The sequence below is a fragment of the Massilia sp. Masssp94 genome (assembly GCF_059491305.1).
In genome coordinates this window covers 4,627,539-4,643,446 of the sequence record NZ_CP168501.1, presented here as the reverse complement: position 1 = coordinate 4,643,446, position 15,908 = coordinate 4,627,539, and the positions used below count along the sequence as shown (strand labels likewise).

17 protein-coding genes are annotated in these 15,908 nt (G+C 64.0%); 3 read left to right on the top strand and 14 right to left on the bottom strand.

What is annotated here, in order from left to right; all coding sequences use genetic code 11:
- The first annotated feature begins 16 nt into the window (after positions 1–16).
- A complete protein-coding gene (locus ACEN9G_RS20530; RefSeq protein ID WP_036232992.1) occupies positions 17–265 on the top strand; it encodes a hypothetical protein in 249 nt (82 codons plus the stop codon).
- Positions 266–329: 64 nt separating this feature from the next.
- Here ACEN9G_RS20530 and ACEN9G_RS20525 read toward each other — a convergent pair whose 3' ends face one another.
- From ACEN9G_RS20525 to rpsF, 8 genes are all read right to left on the bottom strand, one after another.
- Positions 330–3,422 (bottom strand): alpha-1,6-glucosidase domain-containing protein, encoded by a 3,093-nt coding sequence (locus ACEN9G_RS20525; protein ID WP_413337935.1) that lies wholly within the window; start codon positions 3,420–3,422, stop codon positions 330–332.
- Between the two features lie 435 nt (positions 3,423–3,857).
- Positions 3,858–4,868, bottom strand: a complete 1,011-nt coding sequence (locus tag ACEN9G_RS20520; RefSeq protein ID WP_413337933.1) for an inorganic phosphate transporter — start codon at positions 4,866–4,868, stop codon at positions 3,858–3,860.
- A gap of 22 nt (positions 4,869–4,890) precedes the next feature.
- A complete protein-coding gene (locus ACEN9G_RS20515; RefSeq protein WP_056136743.1) occupies positions 4,891–5,517 on the bottom strand; it encodes a DUF47 domain-containing protein in 627 nt (208 codons plus the stop codon).
- A gap of 76 nt (positions 5,518–5,593) precedes the next feature.
- Positions 5,594–6,979 (bottom strand): replicative DNA helicase, encoded by a 1,386-nt coding sequence (locus tag ACEN9G_RS20510; protein WP_413337931.1) that lies wholly within the window; start codon positions 6,977–6,979, stop codon positions 5,594–5,596.
- Between the two features lie 110 nt (positions 6,980–7,089).
- A complete protein-coding gene (gene rplI, locus ACEN9G_RS20505; protein WP_056136742.1) occupies positions 7,090–7,542 on the bottom strand; it encodes a 50S ribosomal protein L9 in 453 nt (150 codons plus the stop codon).
- A gap of 46 nt (positions 7,543–7,588) precedes the next feature.
- Entirely contained in the window at positions 7,589–7,879 is a 291-nt protein-coding gene (gene rpsR, locus ACEN9G_RS20500; protein WP_020656854.1) for a 30S ribosomal protein S18, read from the bottom strand.
- Between the two features lie 40 nt (positions 7,880–7,919).
- Positions 7,920–8,210, bottom strand: coding sequence for a primosomal replication protein N (priB, locus tag ACEN9G_RS20495; RefSeq protein WP_413337928.1), 291 nt, complete (start codon positions 8,208–8,210; stop codon positions 7,920–7,922).
- Positions 8,211–8,235: 25 nt separating this feature from the next.
- Positions 8,236–8,619 carry a 30S ribosomal protein S6 gene (gene rpsF / locus ACEN9G_RS20490; RefSeq protein WP_105378247.1) on the bottom strand — a complete coding sequence of 128 codons (384 nt, stop codon included), beginning with the start codon at positions 8,617–8,619 and terminating at the stop codon, positions 8,236–8,238.
- A 289-nt stretch (positions 8,620–8,908) separates the two neighbouring features.
- On the opposite strand from rpsF, the gene lexA reads away from it, so the two are divergent.
- The gene (lexA, locus tag ACEN9G_RS20485; protein ID WP_413337925.1) at positions 8,909–9,574 is read left to right on the top strand and encodes a transcriptional repressor LexA; all 666 of its coding nucleotides are present in this window, start codon (positions 8,909–8,911) and stop codon (positions 9,572–9,574) included.
- Positions 9,575–9,629: 55 nt separating this feature from the next.
- Here the strand turns inward: lexA and ACEN9G_RS20480 are convergent, their stop codons facing one another.
- Positions 9,630–10,265 carry a class I SAM-dependent rRNA methyltransferase gene (locus ACEN9G_RS20480; RefSeq protein WP_413337924.1) on the bottom strand — a complete coding sequence of 212 codons (636 nt, stop codon included), beginning with the start codon at positions 10,263–10,265 and terminating at the stop codon, positions 9,630–9,632.
- A 159-nt stretch (positions 10,266–10,424) separates the two neighbouring features.
- Here ACEN9G_RS20480 and ACEN9G_RS20475 point away from each other — a divergent pair, with 159 nt between their 5' ends.
- The gene (locus tag ACEN9G_RS20475; RefSeq protein ID WP_413337922.1) at positions 10,425–10,658 is read left to right on the top strand and encodes a hypothetical protein; all 234 of its coding nucleotides are present in this window, start codon (positions 10,425–10,427) and stop codon (positions 10,656–10,658) included.
- A 3-nt stretch (positions 10,659–10,661) separates the two neighbouring features.
- On the opposite strand, the gene ACEN9G_RS20470 is transcribed toward ACEN9G_RS20475, so the two are convergent.
- From ACEN9G_RS20470 to ACEN9G_RS20450, 5 genes are all read right to left on the bottom strand, one after another.
- Positions 10,662–11,459, bottom strand: coding sequence for an SEL1-like repeat protein (locus ACEN9G_RS20470; RefSeq protein WP_413337921.1), 798 nt, complete (start codon positions 11,457–11,459; stop codon positions 10,662–10,664).
- A 64-nt stretch (positions 11,460–11,523) separates the two neighbouring features.
- Positions 11,524–12,765, bottom strand: a complete 1,242-nt coding sequence (locus tag ACEN9G_RS20465; RefSeq protein ID WP_413337919.1) for a cystathionine gamma-synthase family protein — start codon at positions 12,763–12,765, stop codon at positions 11,524–11,526.
- 70 nt (positions 12,766–12,835) lie between these two features.
- Complete coding sequence (purF, locus tag ACEN9G_RS20460; RefSeq protein ID WP_413337917.1) at positions 12,836–14,359, bottom strand: amidophosphoribosyltransferase; 1,524 nt, start codon at positions 14,357–14,359, stop codon at positions 12,836–12,838.
- Positions 14,360–14,399: 40 nt separating this feature from the next.
- Positions 14,400–14,888, bottom strand: coding sequence for a CvpA family protein (locus tag ACEN9G_RS20455; protein WP_056136726.1), 489 nt, complete (start codon positions 14,886–14,888; stop codon positions 14,400–14,402).
- A gap of 13 nt (positions 14,889–14,901) precedes the next feature.
- Positions 14,902–15,906 carry an SPOR domain-containing protein gene (locus ACEN9G_RS20450; RefSeq protein ID WP_483126895.1) on the bottom strand — a complete coding sequence of 335 codons (1,005 nt, stop codon included), beginning with the start codon at positions 15,904–15,906 and terminating at the stop codon, positions 14,902–14,904.
- Between the last annotated feature and the right edge of the window lie 2 nt (positions 15,907–15,908).

The window sequence follows — 15,908 nt, the reverse complement described above, 5'->3', positions numbered from 1 at the left end:
ACAGGAGAGTAACGTGATGAATCGCATCGTTCCGCCGATCCTGGCGGCCACCGCCATCCTGCTGTCCGGCTGCGCCGCCGACGGCGCCAAACCGACGCAAGGTGGCAACACCTACCTCGATTCGAGCTACACGCCGACCGGAACCCTCATCCCGCGCAAGGCGCCGAGCCGCACGGACAACCTGACGATCGTCGACAAGCAGGCGCTCGAGAACGACCGCACCAACGGCAGCGGCACCAACAACTGGGCAGCCGGCAAGCCCTGAGCCGCGGCACGCCATGGCAAAAGGGCCGGAGATCGCATCCCCGGCCCTTTTCATTACACCCCGATCAGTCGTTCGCGTTCTGTACGAACACGGCCGCCGTGCGCGCCGGGATCGCGAAGATGCCGCTGTTGCGCTCGAAGTACGACGCCTTCACCATGTCGTCGCTGCCGTTGCGCTGGATGCGGTGCAGCTGCAGCTTGCGGCCCTTCAGTTCCGGGATCGCGATCGTCTTCGGGATCTTGTCGACGTTGAACACGACGACGACCGCCTTGTACTGGGCGCCCGGATAGCGCGTACCGTCGATGCTCAGCGCGACGAGGCCCGGCACCTGGTTCGGTCCCACGTTGTAGAACTTCAGGCGGTCGATCACGTCCTGCGCCGTGCGCAGGCGGAACAGCGTGCTGTCCGCGCGGATCGCGAGGAAGTCTTCGAACGCGTTCTTCGCGGCGAGGATCGCGCGCGTGTCCGGCTTGATCAGCGGGTTGGCGAGCACCGGCGCCATCAGCGACCAGTTGTCCTGGTTCTGCCCCGCCATCGGCAGGCCGACGCCGAAGTTGTTGGATGCGTAGCTGTAATCCAGCTTATTGAACCAGTCGCCCGCGTTGTAGCTGTCGCGGTCGAGCGATTTCGAGCGCAGGATTTCCTGGCCGGCGTGGAAGAACGGAATACCCTGCGCCAGCACGTTGATCGCGGCGCCGAGGGTCTGCACGCGCACGCGGTCGGACAGCGGCGTCGATTGCGGCAGGCGGAACGCGTTGATGTCGAACAGCGTCTGGTTGTCGTGCGCCTCGATGTAGTTGATCGTCTCGGCCGGACTCGCCGCGAAGCCGGCCTGCTGGCCGAAGTAATCGATCTGCGCGTTCGTGCGCTCGTTGCCGAAGCGGTCCGTGAAGCGGTAGTCGCGCAACGTGCCGGACAGCGCGACGCGCACGAGGTCCGCGAGGCGCAGCGCATCGTCGCGGGTCTGCGTCGACAGTGCGTTCGGGTCCGTGTAGACGCCGTTGATGAAGCCCTGCTCCTTGACCAGTGCCTGGCCGCCGTCGCAGCAGCCGCCGCCGCGCACGGTGTCGCGCATGCGGTCGTTGAACGAGCCGATGCCGGTGCCCGCCATATTGGCCTGGCGCGCCTGCACGAAACGGGCGTCGTTGCCGACGGCGCCGAAGTTCCACGCTTCGCCGTACAGGTAGATGTCGCGGCCCGCGGCCTGGTTGACGCTGACCTGCAGGCGCTTGATGAGATCCAGCGGCGACAGGCCCATGATGTCGAAGCGGAAGCTGTCGACCTTGTACTGGCGCGCCCACAGCGACACGGAATCGATGATCAGCTTGCCCATCATGGCGTTTTCCTGCGCGGTGTCGGCGCAGCAGCTGTCGTTCAGGATGCGGCCGTCGTTGGCGAGGCGGTAGTAATAGGTCGGCACGATGCGGTCGAGGACCGACAGCGGGCCTTGCTGCGACTGGCTCGTGTGGTTGTACACGACGTCCATCGTCACGCGCAGGCCGGTCTCGTGCAGCGCCTGCACCATCGCGCGGAACTCGCGCACGCGCACGGCGCCGTCGTCGGCATCCGTCGCATAGCTGCCTTCCGGCGCATTGTAGTGGACCGGGTCGTAGCCCCAGTTGAAGCAGTCCGCGTCCGCCACGGCGGCCACCGCGGCCTGCTGCGCGGTCGAATCCGCGCCTGCATTCGGAATGGCCGGGGTGACGCAGCCCTTTTCGTTGACGCTGGCGATGTCGAAACTCGGCATCAGGTGCACGTGCGTCATGCCCGCCTTCTGCAGCGATTTCAGGTGGCGCATGCCGTTGGCGTCGCTGTCCGTGAAGGCCAGGTATTTGCCGCGGTGGGCGGCCGGCACGGTGGCGTCGGACGCCGAGAAGTCGCGGATGTGCAGCTCGTACAGCGCGATGTCGGTGGGCGCATCGAGTTTCGGGATGCGCTGGTCGTCCCAGCCGGCCGGCTTCAGTTGCGGGCTGTCGAGGTTCGCGACGAAGCTGCGCGCGCTGTTCGCGGAGAGGCTCAGCGAATACGGATCGGTCACGGTGTTCGTCACGATCTTGTTGTCGGCCCAGCGCGACAGCACCTGTACCGTGTACGTGTAATAGGCGCGGTTGGCGAGCGTCGGGTCGTTCGACGTGGTGCTCCACACGCCGCTGGCCGCGTCGCGCGTCATCGGGACGGTCGTCGCAGTCGCCGCGTTCGCGCTCGCGTACAGGTTCAGCGCGACGGATTTCGCCGTCGGCGCCCACACGCGGAACGTCGCGCGGCCGCTGCGGTCGAACGTCACGCCCAGCTGGGCCTGCGCCGCCTGCGCCGCGTACAGATCGTCCAGCAGGCCGGCCGTCTGCAGCGACGTCACCTGCACGAGGTTGCCGGCGCCGTCGTACTGGGCGATGGCGAACTGGCCGCTGACCAGCGATGCGACCCTGGCCGCATCGGCGTCCTTCAGGCGCAGGCCGGTCGCGCCGGCCAGGTGCGGATATTTCTGGCGAATGGCGTCCGGCAGCGCGGACACGGTGAGGTCGAAGGCGCGTTCGGCGCCCGTCAGGCCCACGTCACCGCCCTGGGTCGGCGCCAGGCCGCCGTTCGCGGCATGGAACAGTTTGTAGCTGCCGCCGGTGGGCACGCCCGGCCAGGCCAGCGTCGTGCTGGTGAGCCACTGGGCGTTGGCGAAGGCGAGATCGCCGAAGCTGAGCGCGGGCTGGGTCGCGTACACGGTGCAGTCGCCTTCCAGCATCCAGACTTCCTGGCCTTTCGTGGCGACGTCGGCAGCCAGGTCGGCGTGCTGGTCGGCGCCGCAATTCTTGCTGCCGTTGCCGTCGGTGACGAGGAACCAGATCGCGCTCTTGCCCGCGGCCAGCGGAATATCCACGTAGCCGCCAAAACCGTCGGTACCGGTGAACATGAAGCGGTCGCTGATCCACGCCGAACTCGGATGCTGCGGACCATCCCACGAATATACGCCCCACTGGGCCGTATCGTTCTGGACGCGGTGGAAGTGCATACGAATGCTGCCCGGCGCGACGGGTGTGGCGGCGGTGCTGGCCGCCAGCAGCCGGGTGCCGGACTGGGTGGCCTGCTGGCCGGAATCGCCGGCGCCGCAACCGGCCAGCAGCAGGCTGGCGCAGGCGGCTGCGGCGAGCCCCAACCATGAAGTCAAACTACTTCTCAATATCATATTGTCCCCTCTTCATTCTTATTCTGACCGGCGGGCGTGGCCAGGACGGCAACGCTGGCCGACGATCGTCTGTAATATTACTACTTACGTTAGCAAAAATGAAAAGGAAACACCGAAATGTGGCGCAAAAACCAAATTCGGGGTCAGAAACCAAATTCGGGGTCAGAGCCCTTTTTGAGGGAAGAAACTGCAAGAAATTTCGAGTGCGCTGCGGGCACACAACGACGACCAACGTGGTCAGTGATCGCAGCAGCGTCGCTTCTGCGCATCTTTTGAAAAAGTGCTCTGACCCCGAATCTGCGGGAAAATGTGCTCTGACCCCGAATTTGGGCAATTTCCTAAAGCTGCGGATTGACTGCGGTTTTGGGAAATAAAAAAGCAGCCCGGAGGCTGCTTGTCGATGACGGCGCGGTGCGCTTACAGGATGTGGGTGCCGATCCACCACGCGATCGCCGCCATGAACGCCGACGCGGGGATGGTGAAGACCCAGGCCCATACGATGTTGCCGGCCACGCCCCAGCGCACGGCCGACGCCTTCTGCGCCGAGCCGACACCGACGATGGCGCCCGTGATGGTGTGCGTCGTCGACACCGGCACGCCGATCGCACTGGCGAGGAACAGCGTGATGGCGCCGCCCGATTCCGCGCAGAAGCCGCCGACCGGCTTGAGCTTGGTGATCTTCTGGCCCATCGTGCGCACGATGCGCCAGCCGCCGAACAGCGTGCCGAGCGAGATCGCCGTATAGCAGGAGATGATCACCCACAGTGGGGGCGCGGCGTCGCCGGCATTGGAGACGCCGGCCACGATCAGCAGCATCCAGATGATGCCGATGGTCTTCTGCGCGTCGTTGCCGCCGTGGCCCAGGCTGTAGGCCGCGGCCGAGAACAGCTGCAGGCGGCGGAACCACGTGTCGACCTTGCGCGGCGGGGTGCGCACGAAGATCCACGACACGGCCAGCATCACGAGCGAACCGAGGATGAAGCCCAGCAGCGGCGACAGGATGATCCATTGCACGGTCTTGAGCAGGCCGCCGCCGACCAGCGCGCCGGTGCCGCTCTTGGCGACGGCCGCGCCCACCAGGCCGCCGATCAGGGCGTGCGAGGACGAGGACGGGATGCCGTAGTACCACGTGATGATGTTCCAGATGATGGCGCCGACGAGCGCTCCGAACACGACGTAGTGGTCGACGATGTGCGGGTCGACGGTGCCCTTGCCCACCGTCGACGCCACGTGCAGGCCGACGGTGAAGATGGCGACGAAGTTGAACATCGCGGACATCGCGACGGCCGTCTGCGGACGCAGCACGCCCGTCGACACCACCGTCGCGATCGCGTTGGCGGCATCGTGGAAGCCGTTCATGAAGTCGAAGACCAGCGCTAAAAAGACGAGCAGGCCCAGCACATAAATGCTGATATGAAGAGAGTTCATGTTGTTCTTGTTGTTCCGGTCGTTACGCGTTCTCGACGATGATGCCTTCGATGATGTTGGCAACGTCTTCGCAGCGGTCGGTCACGGTCTCGAGGATTTCGTAGATGGCCTTCATCTTGATCAGGTTGCGCACATCCGGCTCGTCGCGGAACAGCTTGGACATGGCGGCACGCATAACGTGGTCGGCGTCCGATTCCAGGCGGTCGATCTCTTCGCAGATGGCGACCATCTTCTGGGCGTTGTCCATGTTGTGCAGCATGCCGACGGCCTGCTGGACCTTTTCGCAGCATGCCAGGCACAGCTCGGCCAGGCGCTTCGCTTCCGGCGTGACGGCGTGCAGGTCGTACAGCGAGATGGTCTGGGCGGCGTCCTCCATCATGTCGAGGATATCGTCCATGCGGGTGATCAGCTTGTGGATGTCGTCACGGTCGAGCGGCGTGATGAACGTCTTGTGCAGCAGGTCCACGCATTGGTACGTGACCTTGTCCGCCTGTTTTTCGATGCTCTCCACGGCGTGCGTGCGGTTTTCCAGGTCGTCGAAGTTGGTCATCAGGCCGACCATCTCTTGTGCACCCTTCACGCACAACGCGGCGTGCTGGTTGAACAGGTCGAAAAATTTGCCCTCCGTGGGCATCAGGCGTCCAAACATAGGTTCTCCGTTGGGTAAATCTCTTGGGACTTCTTTGAAAGTCGCGGCGATGCCGCGATCGTTGACTGCTCCCGGCTTAATCGCCCTGATAAACACTCAGGTTGCCGGTGTAATTGCCGAACTTGGTGTACATGCCCATCCAGGTCACGCGAATGGCGCCGATCGGGCCGTTACGCTGTTTGCCGATAATGATTTCGGCGGTACCTTTGTCGGGTGAGTCCGGGTTGTAAACTTCGTCACGATACAGGAAGATGATCACGTCCGCATCCTGTTCGATAGCGCCCGATTCGCGCAGGTCGGACATCACGGGACGCTTGTTCGGACGTTGTTCCAGCGAGCGGTTCAGCTGGGACAGTGCGATCACCGGGCATCCCAGTTCCTTCGCCAGGCCCTTCAGGCTACGCGAGATCTCCGAGATTTCGGACGCGCGGTTGTCGCCCGGCTTGGAACCCTGCATCAGCTGCAGGTAGTCGACGATGATCAGGCCCAGCTTGCCGCACTGGCGGGCCAGGCGGCGCGCGCGGGCGCGCATCTCGATCGGGTTCAGCGCCGGCGTCTCGTCGATGAAGATCTGCGCATCGTTCATCTTCTGGATCGCGTGCGTTAGGCGCGGCCAGTCCTCGTCCAGCAGCTTGCCGGTACGCAGGCGGTGCTGGTCGAGCTGGCCGATGGAGCCGAGCATACGCATCGCCAGCTGCACGCCGCCCATCTCCATCGAGAAGATCGCGACCGGCAGGCCGGCATCGACGGCCACGCTTTCGCCGATGTTGACGGAGAACGCGGTCTTGCCCATCGACGGACGGCCGGCGACGATGACGAGGTCGCCCGGCTGCAGGCCGGACGTCATCTTGTCGAGATCGGTGAAGCCCGTCGGGACGCCGGTGATCTCGCCCTGGTTGTCGCGGCTGTACAGCTCGTCCACGCGCTCGACCACCTGGGTCAGCAGCGGCTGGACGGGCAGCCAGCCCTGGGCGCCGCGGGCGCCCTGCTCGGCGATCGCGAAGATGCGCGATTCCGCCTCGTCGAGGATCTGCTTGACCTCGGCGCCTTGCGGATTGAATGCCTTGCCGGACACCTCGTCGGCGACGGTGATCAACTGACGCAACACGCCGCGATCGCGGACGATCTCGGCATAACGGCGGATGTTGGCGGCGGATGGCGTGTTCTGCGCCATTGCATTCAGGTACTGGAGGCCGCCGACGTCCTCGGCCTTGCCGAGCTGGACGAGCGCCTCGTACACGGTGATCACGTCGGCAGGCTTGCCGGCATTGATCAGGCGGACCATCTGTTCGAAGATGATCCGGTGGTCGTAGCGGTAAAAATCCTCCGCATGCATGAAGTCGGCAATGCGGTCCCACGCCGCGTTATCGCGCAGCAGGCCGCCAATGACGGACTGTTCTGCTTCGATGGAATGCGGGGGGATGCGGAGCGACTCGATCTGCGGGTCTGCTGAGGTGTTCATGGCCGGCATTATACCCGTTCCCGATCAGGCGCTGAAATCATTGGTGAGTTTCCAAAAACAAAAAAGCCGGGGTGGCCCCGGCTTTTCTCATTCTGACAACAGAATGTATCTTAGGCGGCTTCGCCCACGACAGCGATGGTGATTTCCACCACGACGTCGGTGTGCAGAGCGACCGACACCGGGTGCTCGCCGGTGGTCTTCAGCGGACCGGTCGGCATGCGCACTTGTGCCTTTTCGACGGCGAAACCTTGCTTGGTCAGGGCTTCAGCGATGTCGAAGTTGGTCACGGAACCGAACAGACGGCCGTCGACGCCGGCTTTCTGGGCGATGGTGACGGTCATGCCGTTCAGCTTGTCGCCCTGGCCTTGAGCGGCAGCCAGTTTCTCGGCAGCTGCTTTTTCCAGTTCGGCGCGCTTGACTTCGAATTCAGCCACGGCAGCTTGCGTTGCACGACGGGCCATTTTTTGCGGGATCAGGAAGTTACGGGCGTAACCATCCTTGACCTTGACGACGTCGCCCAGGTTGCCGACGTTGACGACTTTTTCCAGCAGGATAACTTGCATTTTATTCTCCAGTAATCTGACTATGCTTCGATGTCGTAACCGACGATTAAGCGTTGTGCAGGTCGGTGTACGGCAGCAGAGCCAGGTAACGGGCGCGCTTGATGGCGGTGTCCACTTGACGCTGGTAGTGAGCCTTGGTGCCGGTCAGGCGTGCCGGCATGATCTTGCCGTTTTCCTGGACGAAATCCTTCAGGGTGTCGACGTCTTTGTAGTCAACCTGTTCCACGCCTGCAGCGGTGAAGCGGCAGAATTTCTTGCGCTTGAACAGCGGGTTCTGCTGTTTGCGCTTCTCTTTGAGCTTAGCTTTGTTTTTGTCGAACTTTTTACCGAATGCCATTTTGAGGCTCCTGTATCTATCTATAAACGTGCCCGCAAACTTATGCGGCACTGAAATCAATGATGTGAAACACCAAGCTTTTGCTGTGACGGCTTTTCCTGGCCAAGAATCCCGTGAAGCGGTACATCGCACCCAACTCGGCGTTGGCAAATCGTCCCGAAATCTCGCCCGCGGCAACCGCGGAAATCTCGAATTCGACCTGCCTGTCCATCCTCGCCTCCGTCTGCGTCGATCCGTGTTGCAGGATGCCGCCCACGATGGGGATGCCGGCCGGGGTGTAGCGCAGGACGTCGCGCTCCAGGATGCTTGCGACCAGGGACAGCTCGTTCACTTACTACTCGGTGCTCCCGCGAGATTTAGGCTGCGGCGGCCGGAGCGGCGGCCTGCTCGGCGCGGTGGCTCTTGGCTGCGTCTTCGCGCTGAACCGACTTCATCATCGGCGACGGTGCGGTTTCAGCTTTCTTCATCTTCACGGTCAGGTGACGCAGCACGGCATCATTGAATTTGAATGCGGTTTCCAGCTCGACCAGGGTCTCGTTGTCGCACTCGATGTTCAGGCAGATGTAGTGTGCCTTCGGCAGCTTCTGGATCTGGTAAGCCATTTGACGACGGCCCCAATCTTCGACGCGGTGGATGTTGCCGCCGCGCGAGGTGACCGTAGTCTTGTAGCGTTCGATCATCGCCGGGACCTGCTCGCTCTGGTCCGGGTGGACGATAAACACGATTTCATAATGACGCATGAAACACTCCTTAAGGACGTTTAAACAAATGCCCACCTCGGCGTCAAGACGAGTGTGGGAAGGGAAAGCCCAACATTATAACAGCAAAACCGCCAAGTGCTCAATGGGACTGTGCACGTGCGCTGCGTGCCGCACCGCAAAAAGGTTGTGGACATGCGCTGCGTGCCGCACCGCAAATAGTTATGGACGTGCGCTGCGTACCGCAGCGCAAAAAAAACTTGAAATCCCCTTGCGCGTGGCGCAATACTGTACAAAAATACAGTCTGACCCCGTACCAACGAAGACGAACATGCTTAAGCTCACCGCACGGCAAGAACAGATACTCAACCTGATCAAGGAAGCCATCGACAACACCGGCTTCCCGCCGACCCGCGCCGAAATCGCCCAGGAGCTTGGCTTCCGCTCGGCCAATGCCGCCGAGGAGCACCTGCAGGCCCTGGCCCGTAAAGGCGCGATCGAAATTTCCCCGGGTACCTCACGCGGTATCCGCCTCGTCGGCCAGTCCGTCGAATCCAAGGCCGCCGCTGCGGCCGCGGTGCCTGCCTTCGTGCCGCCGATTCCGCCGAACCTGATGTCGCTGCCGCTCGTCGGCCGCGTCGCGGCGGGTTCGCCCATCCTCGCCCAGGAACACGTCGAAGCGACCTATTCGGTCGACCCGGCCATGTTCTCGAGCAAGCCCGACTTCCTGTTGAAGGTCAAGGGCTGGTCGATGCGCGACGCCGGCATCTGCGACGGCGACTTCCTCGCCGTCAAGAAGGTCGACAACGCGAAGAATGGCCAGATCGTCGTCGCCCGCATCGGCGACGAAGTGACGGTCAAGCGCTACCGCAAGACCGGTTCCACGATCGAACTGTTGCCGGAGAATCCGGACTTTTCCGTGATTACCGTCGATCCGCGGACCGACGAGTTCGCACTGGAAGGCCTGGCGGTCGGACTGCTGCGGTCCTGGCACTAACCTCCCACCTGCACACAGGCCCGCGTCATGCGGGCCTCGTCGTTTTATCCTGCGCTCAGCGCGGATAGACGAAACCGGTACGGATATCGGTCGGCAGCAGCCGACTGCCGTCACGCACCATCAGGCGCTGCGGCGGCTCGTCGCCGGCCAGGGCGCGCCAGATGACAGGTAGTCCCTCCCCTTTGCGCAACAGCTCGTCGCTGCGTTCGAATACGTTGGGACAACCCGTGGTCGCGAGCAGGGCCTGCACGATGGTCACTTTCCACGCGTCGACACCGGCAGCGTTGAACTGGCACACCAGGTAACCGCCGGTCCCGCCATAGCTGTGCACCAGCAGCCCCGGCAGGCCGTCTTTTTCGCCGTCGATCACCAGGGTCAGGGCTTGCGGATCGGCGTTGCGCACGGCGACGGCGCGCCGCGCGACCGCGGCCTGCACGCGCCGTTTCATCATGGCGTGATCGACCGGCTCGTCCTCGCGCAGCGTCCAGACGCGGGCCGCGATCTGCGACTTGGCGTTATAGGCTGCGCGCGCCAGAAACTGGCGTGCCGACGACTGCACGATTGCAGTGACGCCGGGTTTGCCGCGCTCCTGGGGCCGTCCCTCGACCTTCTCGATGGCGGACAAATAAATCCATGGATCGCCGGACAGCAGGCTTTTTTCCTTGCCCTGTTTGATGGTAATGATGAGCATATGCAGGCTTCGTTTTCAGGAGCCGCATGATACAGCAAGGCGTTATCGCCCGGGTTATGCGTACGCCTCATGTCGATTAGTTGCAAACAACGGCGATAGAGTTGCAGCTTCGACAAGGCTCCCCTACACTGCCACGCAACCTGACATCAGATCCTTACCATGTTTTCCAGGACTGTTCCGACGCGCTGCCTGGCCGCCATCAGCCTGGACGGCCTGGAACCGCTGGTCACATGGCGCGCCGCATGCGCCGAACGAGCGCCGACGGGTCCGGGCAACGCCACGGCGCTCTGCCAGGGCGAGCGCACGACCGCGAAAGGCGAGCAAGGCGTGTTCTTCCGGGAGAAGTCCAGCCACGGCCTGCCGAACCGCGGCTATTCCACATGCCGCGGCTAGACATCACTTGTCGTTATCCGGCGGCGGCGCGTTCTTGACCATCTCGTTGTGTTCCTTGACATAAGCCTCGGTGCCCGCGCGCCAGGCGTCGAAGTCCGCCACGACCATCCGGCCGGCCACCTTGGTATCTTCCGCCAGCCGATCGCCGACTTCCTTCAGGTGCGCGTTCGCCTTCTCCGTCTCATCCTTCGTCATCAGCTTCGCGATGTCTTCCGGGATGCGTTTCGCCAGCGGCAGGGAGGCGTTCAGCTGCTTCACCCAGCGGTTATGGCACGCTTCCCAGTCCTTCATCTTGCCGCTGTAATAATCGATTTCCTCGTTGACCTTGGACATGACCGGGAAGCGCGGCGCCGGGCAACGGTAATCGTTCGTGCGCAGGTCGGAGCCGTCGTATTTCGCGATCCAGTAGTCGAGGTCGGCACGGCGCGCCTCGCGCTGCTTCATCAACTCGAGCGACGCGATGGCGACGGCATTGCCCTTCGCGGCCGCCTTCTGGAACCATTGCGCGGCCTTGTCCATGGCGACGCCGCCCGCCTCGCCGTAGAAATACATTTCGCCCAGGTGCTGCTGGGCCATCACGTTGCCGGCGTTTGCCAGCTTCGTGTATTTCGCCAGCGCTTCCGGATACGATTTCTTCGCGAACAAAGCGTCCGCTTCGGCAAGCTCGGCGGCAGCGTTGGCGGACGATGCGACGGCGGCCGGCTTCGCGGCAGCACCTTTCGCGGGTGATTTGGCGCCGGGCTCGGCGGCGAACGCGACACCACCGCACAGCAGTGCGGCGCAAAACAGGGCAGTCTTCATGGGGCGTGCAGTCTATGAATCAAGATGGGGAACAGGACGATCATAACCGCAGCGCCCCGCCCGCTCAACCGTTCAATGCGGCGCCGAAATCGGCCAGCAGGTCGGCCGTGTCTTCGATACCCACCGACACGCGGATCAGCGATTCCGCGATGCCCATGCTGGCGCGGCGCTCGGCGCCCATCTCGAAGAAGATCGTGTGCGCGACCGGGATGACGAGCGTGCGCGTGTCGCCCAGGTTCGATGCGGGAATCGCGACCTTCAGGCGGTTCAGGTAATCGAAGCAGTCGATGCCGTCCTTCAGCTCGAAGCTGAACAGCGAGCCGTACGCACGGAACTGTTCGGACGCCAGCTTGTGCTGCGGATGCGATTCCAGGCCGGGATAGTGGACGGCGGCGACGCGATCATCGGCCTCGAGCATGCGTGCCAATGCCAGCGCGTTCGCGCACGTGCGCTCCATGCGCAGCGCGAGCGTTTCGGCGCCGACCGCGATGTGGTGAGCCGCTTCCGGCCCCAGCGATGCGCCGAAGTCGCGCAGCGCTTTCGCGCGCAGCTGGGCCATGCCCTGCGCGGCGGACGGCTGGCGGCGGAAGTTGTCGGCGATATTCGGATAGGCGCTCCAGTCGAACACGCCGGTGTCCGTCAGCGCGCCGCCCAGCGCCATGCCGTGGCCGCCGATCGACTTCGTCAGCGCGTTCACGACGAGGCCCGCGCCGACCGCCTTCGGACGGAACAGGTAGGGCGTCGTCATCGTGTTGTCGACGACGTACAGGATGCCGCGCGCGCGGCACAGCTCACCGATGCGGGCCAGGTCAGCGATCTGCGTGCGCGGGTTGGCGATCGTCTCGACGAACACGAGGCGCGTGTTCGGCTTCAGCGCGGCTTCCACGTTCGCGACGTCGGTCGCATCGACGAACGATACTTCCGTGCCCTGCGCGGCCACCGTGTTCCACAGGCTGTTGGTATTCCCGAACAAGAACGAGGACGACACGACGTGGTCGCCCGCGCGCAGCAGCGCCTGCGCGAGCGCGCCGATGGCGGCCATGCCGGTGCCGAAGCACAGCGACGCGACGCCGTCTTCCATCTTGCTGATCTTGTCTTCCAGCGCGCTGACGGTCGGGTTGCCCTGGCGGCCATAGCGGAAGCCCGGTTCCTTGCCCTGGAAGACGGACGCGAGCTGGCGCGCATCCGTGTAGCCGAACGCGACCGACGTGTGGATCGGCTTGTGCAGCGAGTTGTGTTCGATCGACTTCCTGCGATCGTTGTGCAGGATGGTGGTGGTGAAACCGTAGGATGGCTTGTCGCTCATGGTGGATTTTTACGTTTGGTGGGCACGGGCTGCCCACCCTACGGCATCCCCATGCCCGGTTGAATACGATTTATTCGGCCGCGACGGGCGGGTTCAGGTTCAATTGCGTGCGCACGATGTCTTCCGACGACTTACCGGACGACTTGTGGCGCGCGTGCTCCAGCTGGTCGAGGTAGGCCGGCGTGACGTCGCCCGTGACGTAGACGCCGTCGAAGCACGACGCTTCCACGTTCGTCAGGGCCGGGTTGACGTCGGAGATCGACTTCTTCAGCGCATCGAGGTCCTGGTAGACGAGGCGGTCGGCCGTGATCTCGCGGCACACTTCCTCGACGGTGCGGCCGTGGGCGATCAGTTCGTCGCGCGTCGGCATGTCGATGCCGTACACGTTCGGGTACAGGACCGGCGGCGCGGCGGACGCGAAGAACACCTTGCGGGCGCCCGATTCGCGGGCCATCTGCACGATCTCGCGGCTCGTCGTGCCGCGCACGATGGAGTCGTCGACCAGCAGCACGTTCTTGTCCTTGAATTCGGACGGGATCGCGTTCAGCTTCTGGCGCACCGACTTCTTGCGCATCGCCTGGCCCGGCATGATGAACGTGCGGCCGACGTAGCGGTTCTTGATGAAGCCTTCGCGGTATTCGACGCCCAGCTTCAGCGCGAGCTGGATCGCGGCCGGACGCGACGAATCGGGAATCGGCATCACGACGTCGATCTCTTCGACCGGGATCTCCTTGCGGATCTTCTCGGCCAGGTATTCGCCCATGCGCAGGCGGGTCGCGTACACGGACGCGCCGTCGATCACGGAGTCCGGACGGGCCAGGTAGACGTATTCGAACGCGCACGGGTTCAGCGACGGATTCTCGGCGCACTGGCGCGTGTGCAGCTGGCGCTCGGCGTCGACCCAGACGGCTTCGCCCGGCGCGATGTCGCGCACGAAGCGGAAGCCCAGGCCTTCCAGCGCGACGGATTCGCTGGCGACGAGGTATTCGGGGCCGTTCTCCGTCTCGTTGATGCCGAGGCACAGCGGACGGATGCCGAACGGATCGCGGAACGCGAGCAGGCCGTGGCCGGCGATCTGGGCGATGACGGCGTACGCGCCGCGCACGCGGCGGTGCACGTGCGCGACGGCCTTGAACACGGCGTCCGGATCGAGCGAGTAGCCGTCGGCCGCGGTGGCGATCTCGTGGGCCAGCACGTTCAGCAGGACTTCCGAGTCCGAGTTCGTGTTGACGTGGCGGCGGTCGATGCGGAACAGTTCTTCCTTCAGCTGTTCCTGGTTCGTGAGGTTGCCGTTGTGCGCCAGGGTGATGCCGAACGGGGCATTCACGTAGAACGGCTGCGCTTCCTCTTCGCTGGACGAACCGGCGGTCGGGTAGCGGCAGTGGCCGATGCCGGAATTGCCTTGCAGCGAACGCATGTTACGCGTGCGGAAGACGTCACGCACGAGGCCATTGGCCTTGTACATCGAGAACATGCTGCTGTGATTGGTTGCAATCCCCGCTGCATCCTGACCGCGATGCTGCAACAGCAGCAAAGCATCATATAACAGCTGGTTGACGGGGGCTTGCGAGACGACGCCGACGATGCCACACATGGTGTGCTCCTAAACTTGGACAGCTAGACAAAAGGGTGTTTCAAAACTGCACGTGCTGCGCGAAGGCAGCGGGCAAGAAAGGTTTGACTGTGCGCGCTCCGGTTTCCGCCATGGGCGAGAAAAGCGCGTCCTTCCAGAAAGCCTGTTGGGGGATGGATGTCATCCCGCACAATATGACGCCGGCCAGCACGATCACAATACCCCGGCCCAATCCGAACAGGCCGCCGAGGCCGCGGTCGGCCAGGGACAGTCCGGAGGCCTCGATCAGGGCGCTGATCGCGAGGGCCAGCAGGCCCATCAGCACGCGCACGCCGAGGAACAGTGCGATGAAGGCAACGATCAGCCGCAAGGCTTCGCCCGGAATCACGGATGGTAGCATGGGTGCCAGTTTCGCGCCGAAGGCGTTGGCCACGATGAAGGCCGCCACCCAGCCGACCAGCGACAGGATTTCCTTCACCAGGCCGCGCATGGTGCTGATGACGACCGACGAGATCAGGATGAACAACACCACGTAGTCGAAAATCGTCACGGCTTCAACCGAATCAGACCGGGGTCATGGCGCCGGACAAGCCCAGGCGGCCCAGCTTGGCGCGTACTTTCTCGGCGTCTTCCTTGTTCAGGGGGCCGACACGTACTCGGATCAGTTCGCCGGAAGGGGTGGACGTCTTCTGCGTGTACGACGAGATGCCCGCTTCGCGCAGCTTCGCCTGCACTTCCGCCGCCTTTTCCTGGCTCGACAGCGCGGCCACCTGCAGCACGAAGCGCTGCGACGAGGCCTCGGCCGACTTCTCTTTCTCCGCCGCCTTGCCTTCCAGGATGGCCATGGCGCGCGCCGCGTCGTCCTTCGGCTTCACGGGTTTTTCCTCGGCTTTGGCTTTGGCCTTGTCGCGGGCTTCACGCGCGAGACGCTCCGCCTTCTCGTGCTCGGCCCGCTCGTGCTCGGCCTTCGCGCGTTCGGCCTTTTCCTTCTCGGCGAGGCGCGCTTCGGCCTTTGCATCCTTGTGCTCGGCCGTGGGCGTTTCCTTGTGTTCGGGCTTGTGCTCGACCTTCGGTTCAGGCTTCGGCGCGATCACGGCCGGCGGCTGCGTTGCGACGCTCTCCGGCTTGGCGGCGGCGACGGCAGCCGGGGCCTTCGGGGCGGGCGCGGGCGGCGGTGCGTCGACCACTTCCTCGCCCTTGTCGACACTGTCCGCGGCGGACACGGCTTTATCCGCGGCCGGCACGGGCAGCGGCGCGGCCTTGTCCTTGGCGGGAATCTGGATCGCGATGTCGCCGGCGAGCGGCTTGGGCTCGGAATCGAGCAGCATCGGCAGGCCGACGGCGGCCGCGAGCGCCAGCGCGATGGCGCCGACGAGGCGGCGCCGGGCGCGCTTCTTTTCGGGAAGCATGGGGTCGGCACCGGGACGGCGCGACGCGCCGCCACCGGCATTGCTGGCGCGTTTGGCGCGGGCGCGCTCGCCGATCGCGGCGTCGTCGTCCTTGCTGTAGAAGCGGCCACTGTCCTCGGCGAGGCGGTCCTGCTTGCTTTTACGAGAGAACAAGCCCATGC

Coding starts and splice junctions, on each gene's coding strand:
- ACEN9G_RS20530 (WP_036232992.1), top strand. CDS start 17: ATGAATCGCATCGTTCCGCCGATCCTGGCGGCCACCGCCATCCTGCTG.
- ACEN9G_RS20520 (WP_413337933.1), bottom strand. CDS start 4,868: ATGAACTCTCTTCATATCAGCATTTATGTGCTGGGCCTGCTCGTCTTT.
- ACEN9G_RS20515 (WP_056136743.1), bottom strand. CDS start 5,517: ATGTTTGGACGCCTGATGCCCACGGAGGGCAAATTTTTCGACCTGTTC.
- ACEN9G_RS20510 (WP_413337931.1), bottom strand. CDS start 6,979: ATGAACACCTCAGCAGACCCGCAGATCGAGTCGCTCCGCATCCCCCCG.
- rplI (WP_056136742.1), bottom strand. CDS start 7,542: ATGCAAGTTATCCTGCTGGAAAAAGTCGTCAACGTCGGCAACCTGGGC.
- rpsR (WP_020656854.1), bottom strand. CDS start 7,879: ATGGCATTCGGTAAAAAGTTCGACAAAAACAAAGCTAAGCTCAAAGAG.
- rpsF (WP_105378247.1), bottom strand. CDS start 8,619: ATGCGTCATTATGAAATCGTGTTTATCGTCCACCCGGACCAGAGCGAG.
- lexA (WP_413337925.1), top strand. CDS start 8,909: ATGCTTAAGCTCACCGCACGGCAAGAACAGATACTCAACCTGATCAAG.
- ACEN9G_RS20480 (WP_413337924.1), bottom strand. CDS start 10,265: ATGCTCATCATTACCATCAAACAGGGCAAGGAAAAAAGCCTGCTGTCC.
- ACEN9G_RS20475 (WP_413337922.1), top strand. CDS start 10,425: ATGTTTTCCAGGACTGTTCCGACGCGCTGCCTGGCCGCCATCAGCCTG.
- ACEN9G_RS20470 (WP_413337921.1), bottom strand. CDS start 11,459: ATGAAGACTGCCCTGTTTTGCGCCGCACTGCTGTGCGGTGGTGTCGCG.
- ACEN9G_RS20465 (WP_413337919.1), bottom strand. CDS start 12,765: ATGAGCGACAAGCCATCCTACGGTTTCACCACCACCATCCTGCACAAC.
- purF (WP_413337917.1), bottom strand. CDS start 14,359: ATGTGTGGCATCGTCGGCGTCGTCTCGCAAGCCCCCGTCAACCAGCTG.
- ACEN9G_RS20450 (WP_483126895.1), bottom strand. CDS start 15,906: ATGGGCTTGTTCTCTCGTAAAAGCAAGCAGGACCGCCTCGCCGAGGAC.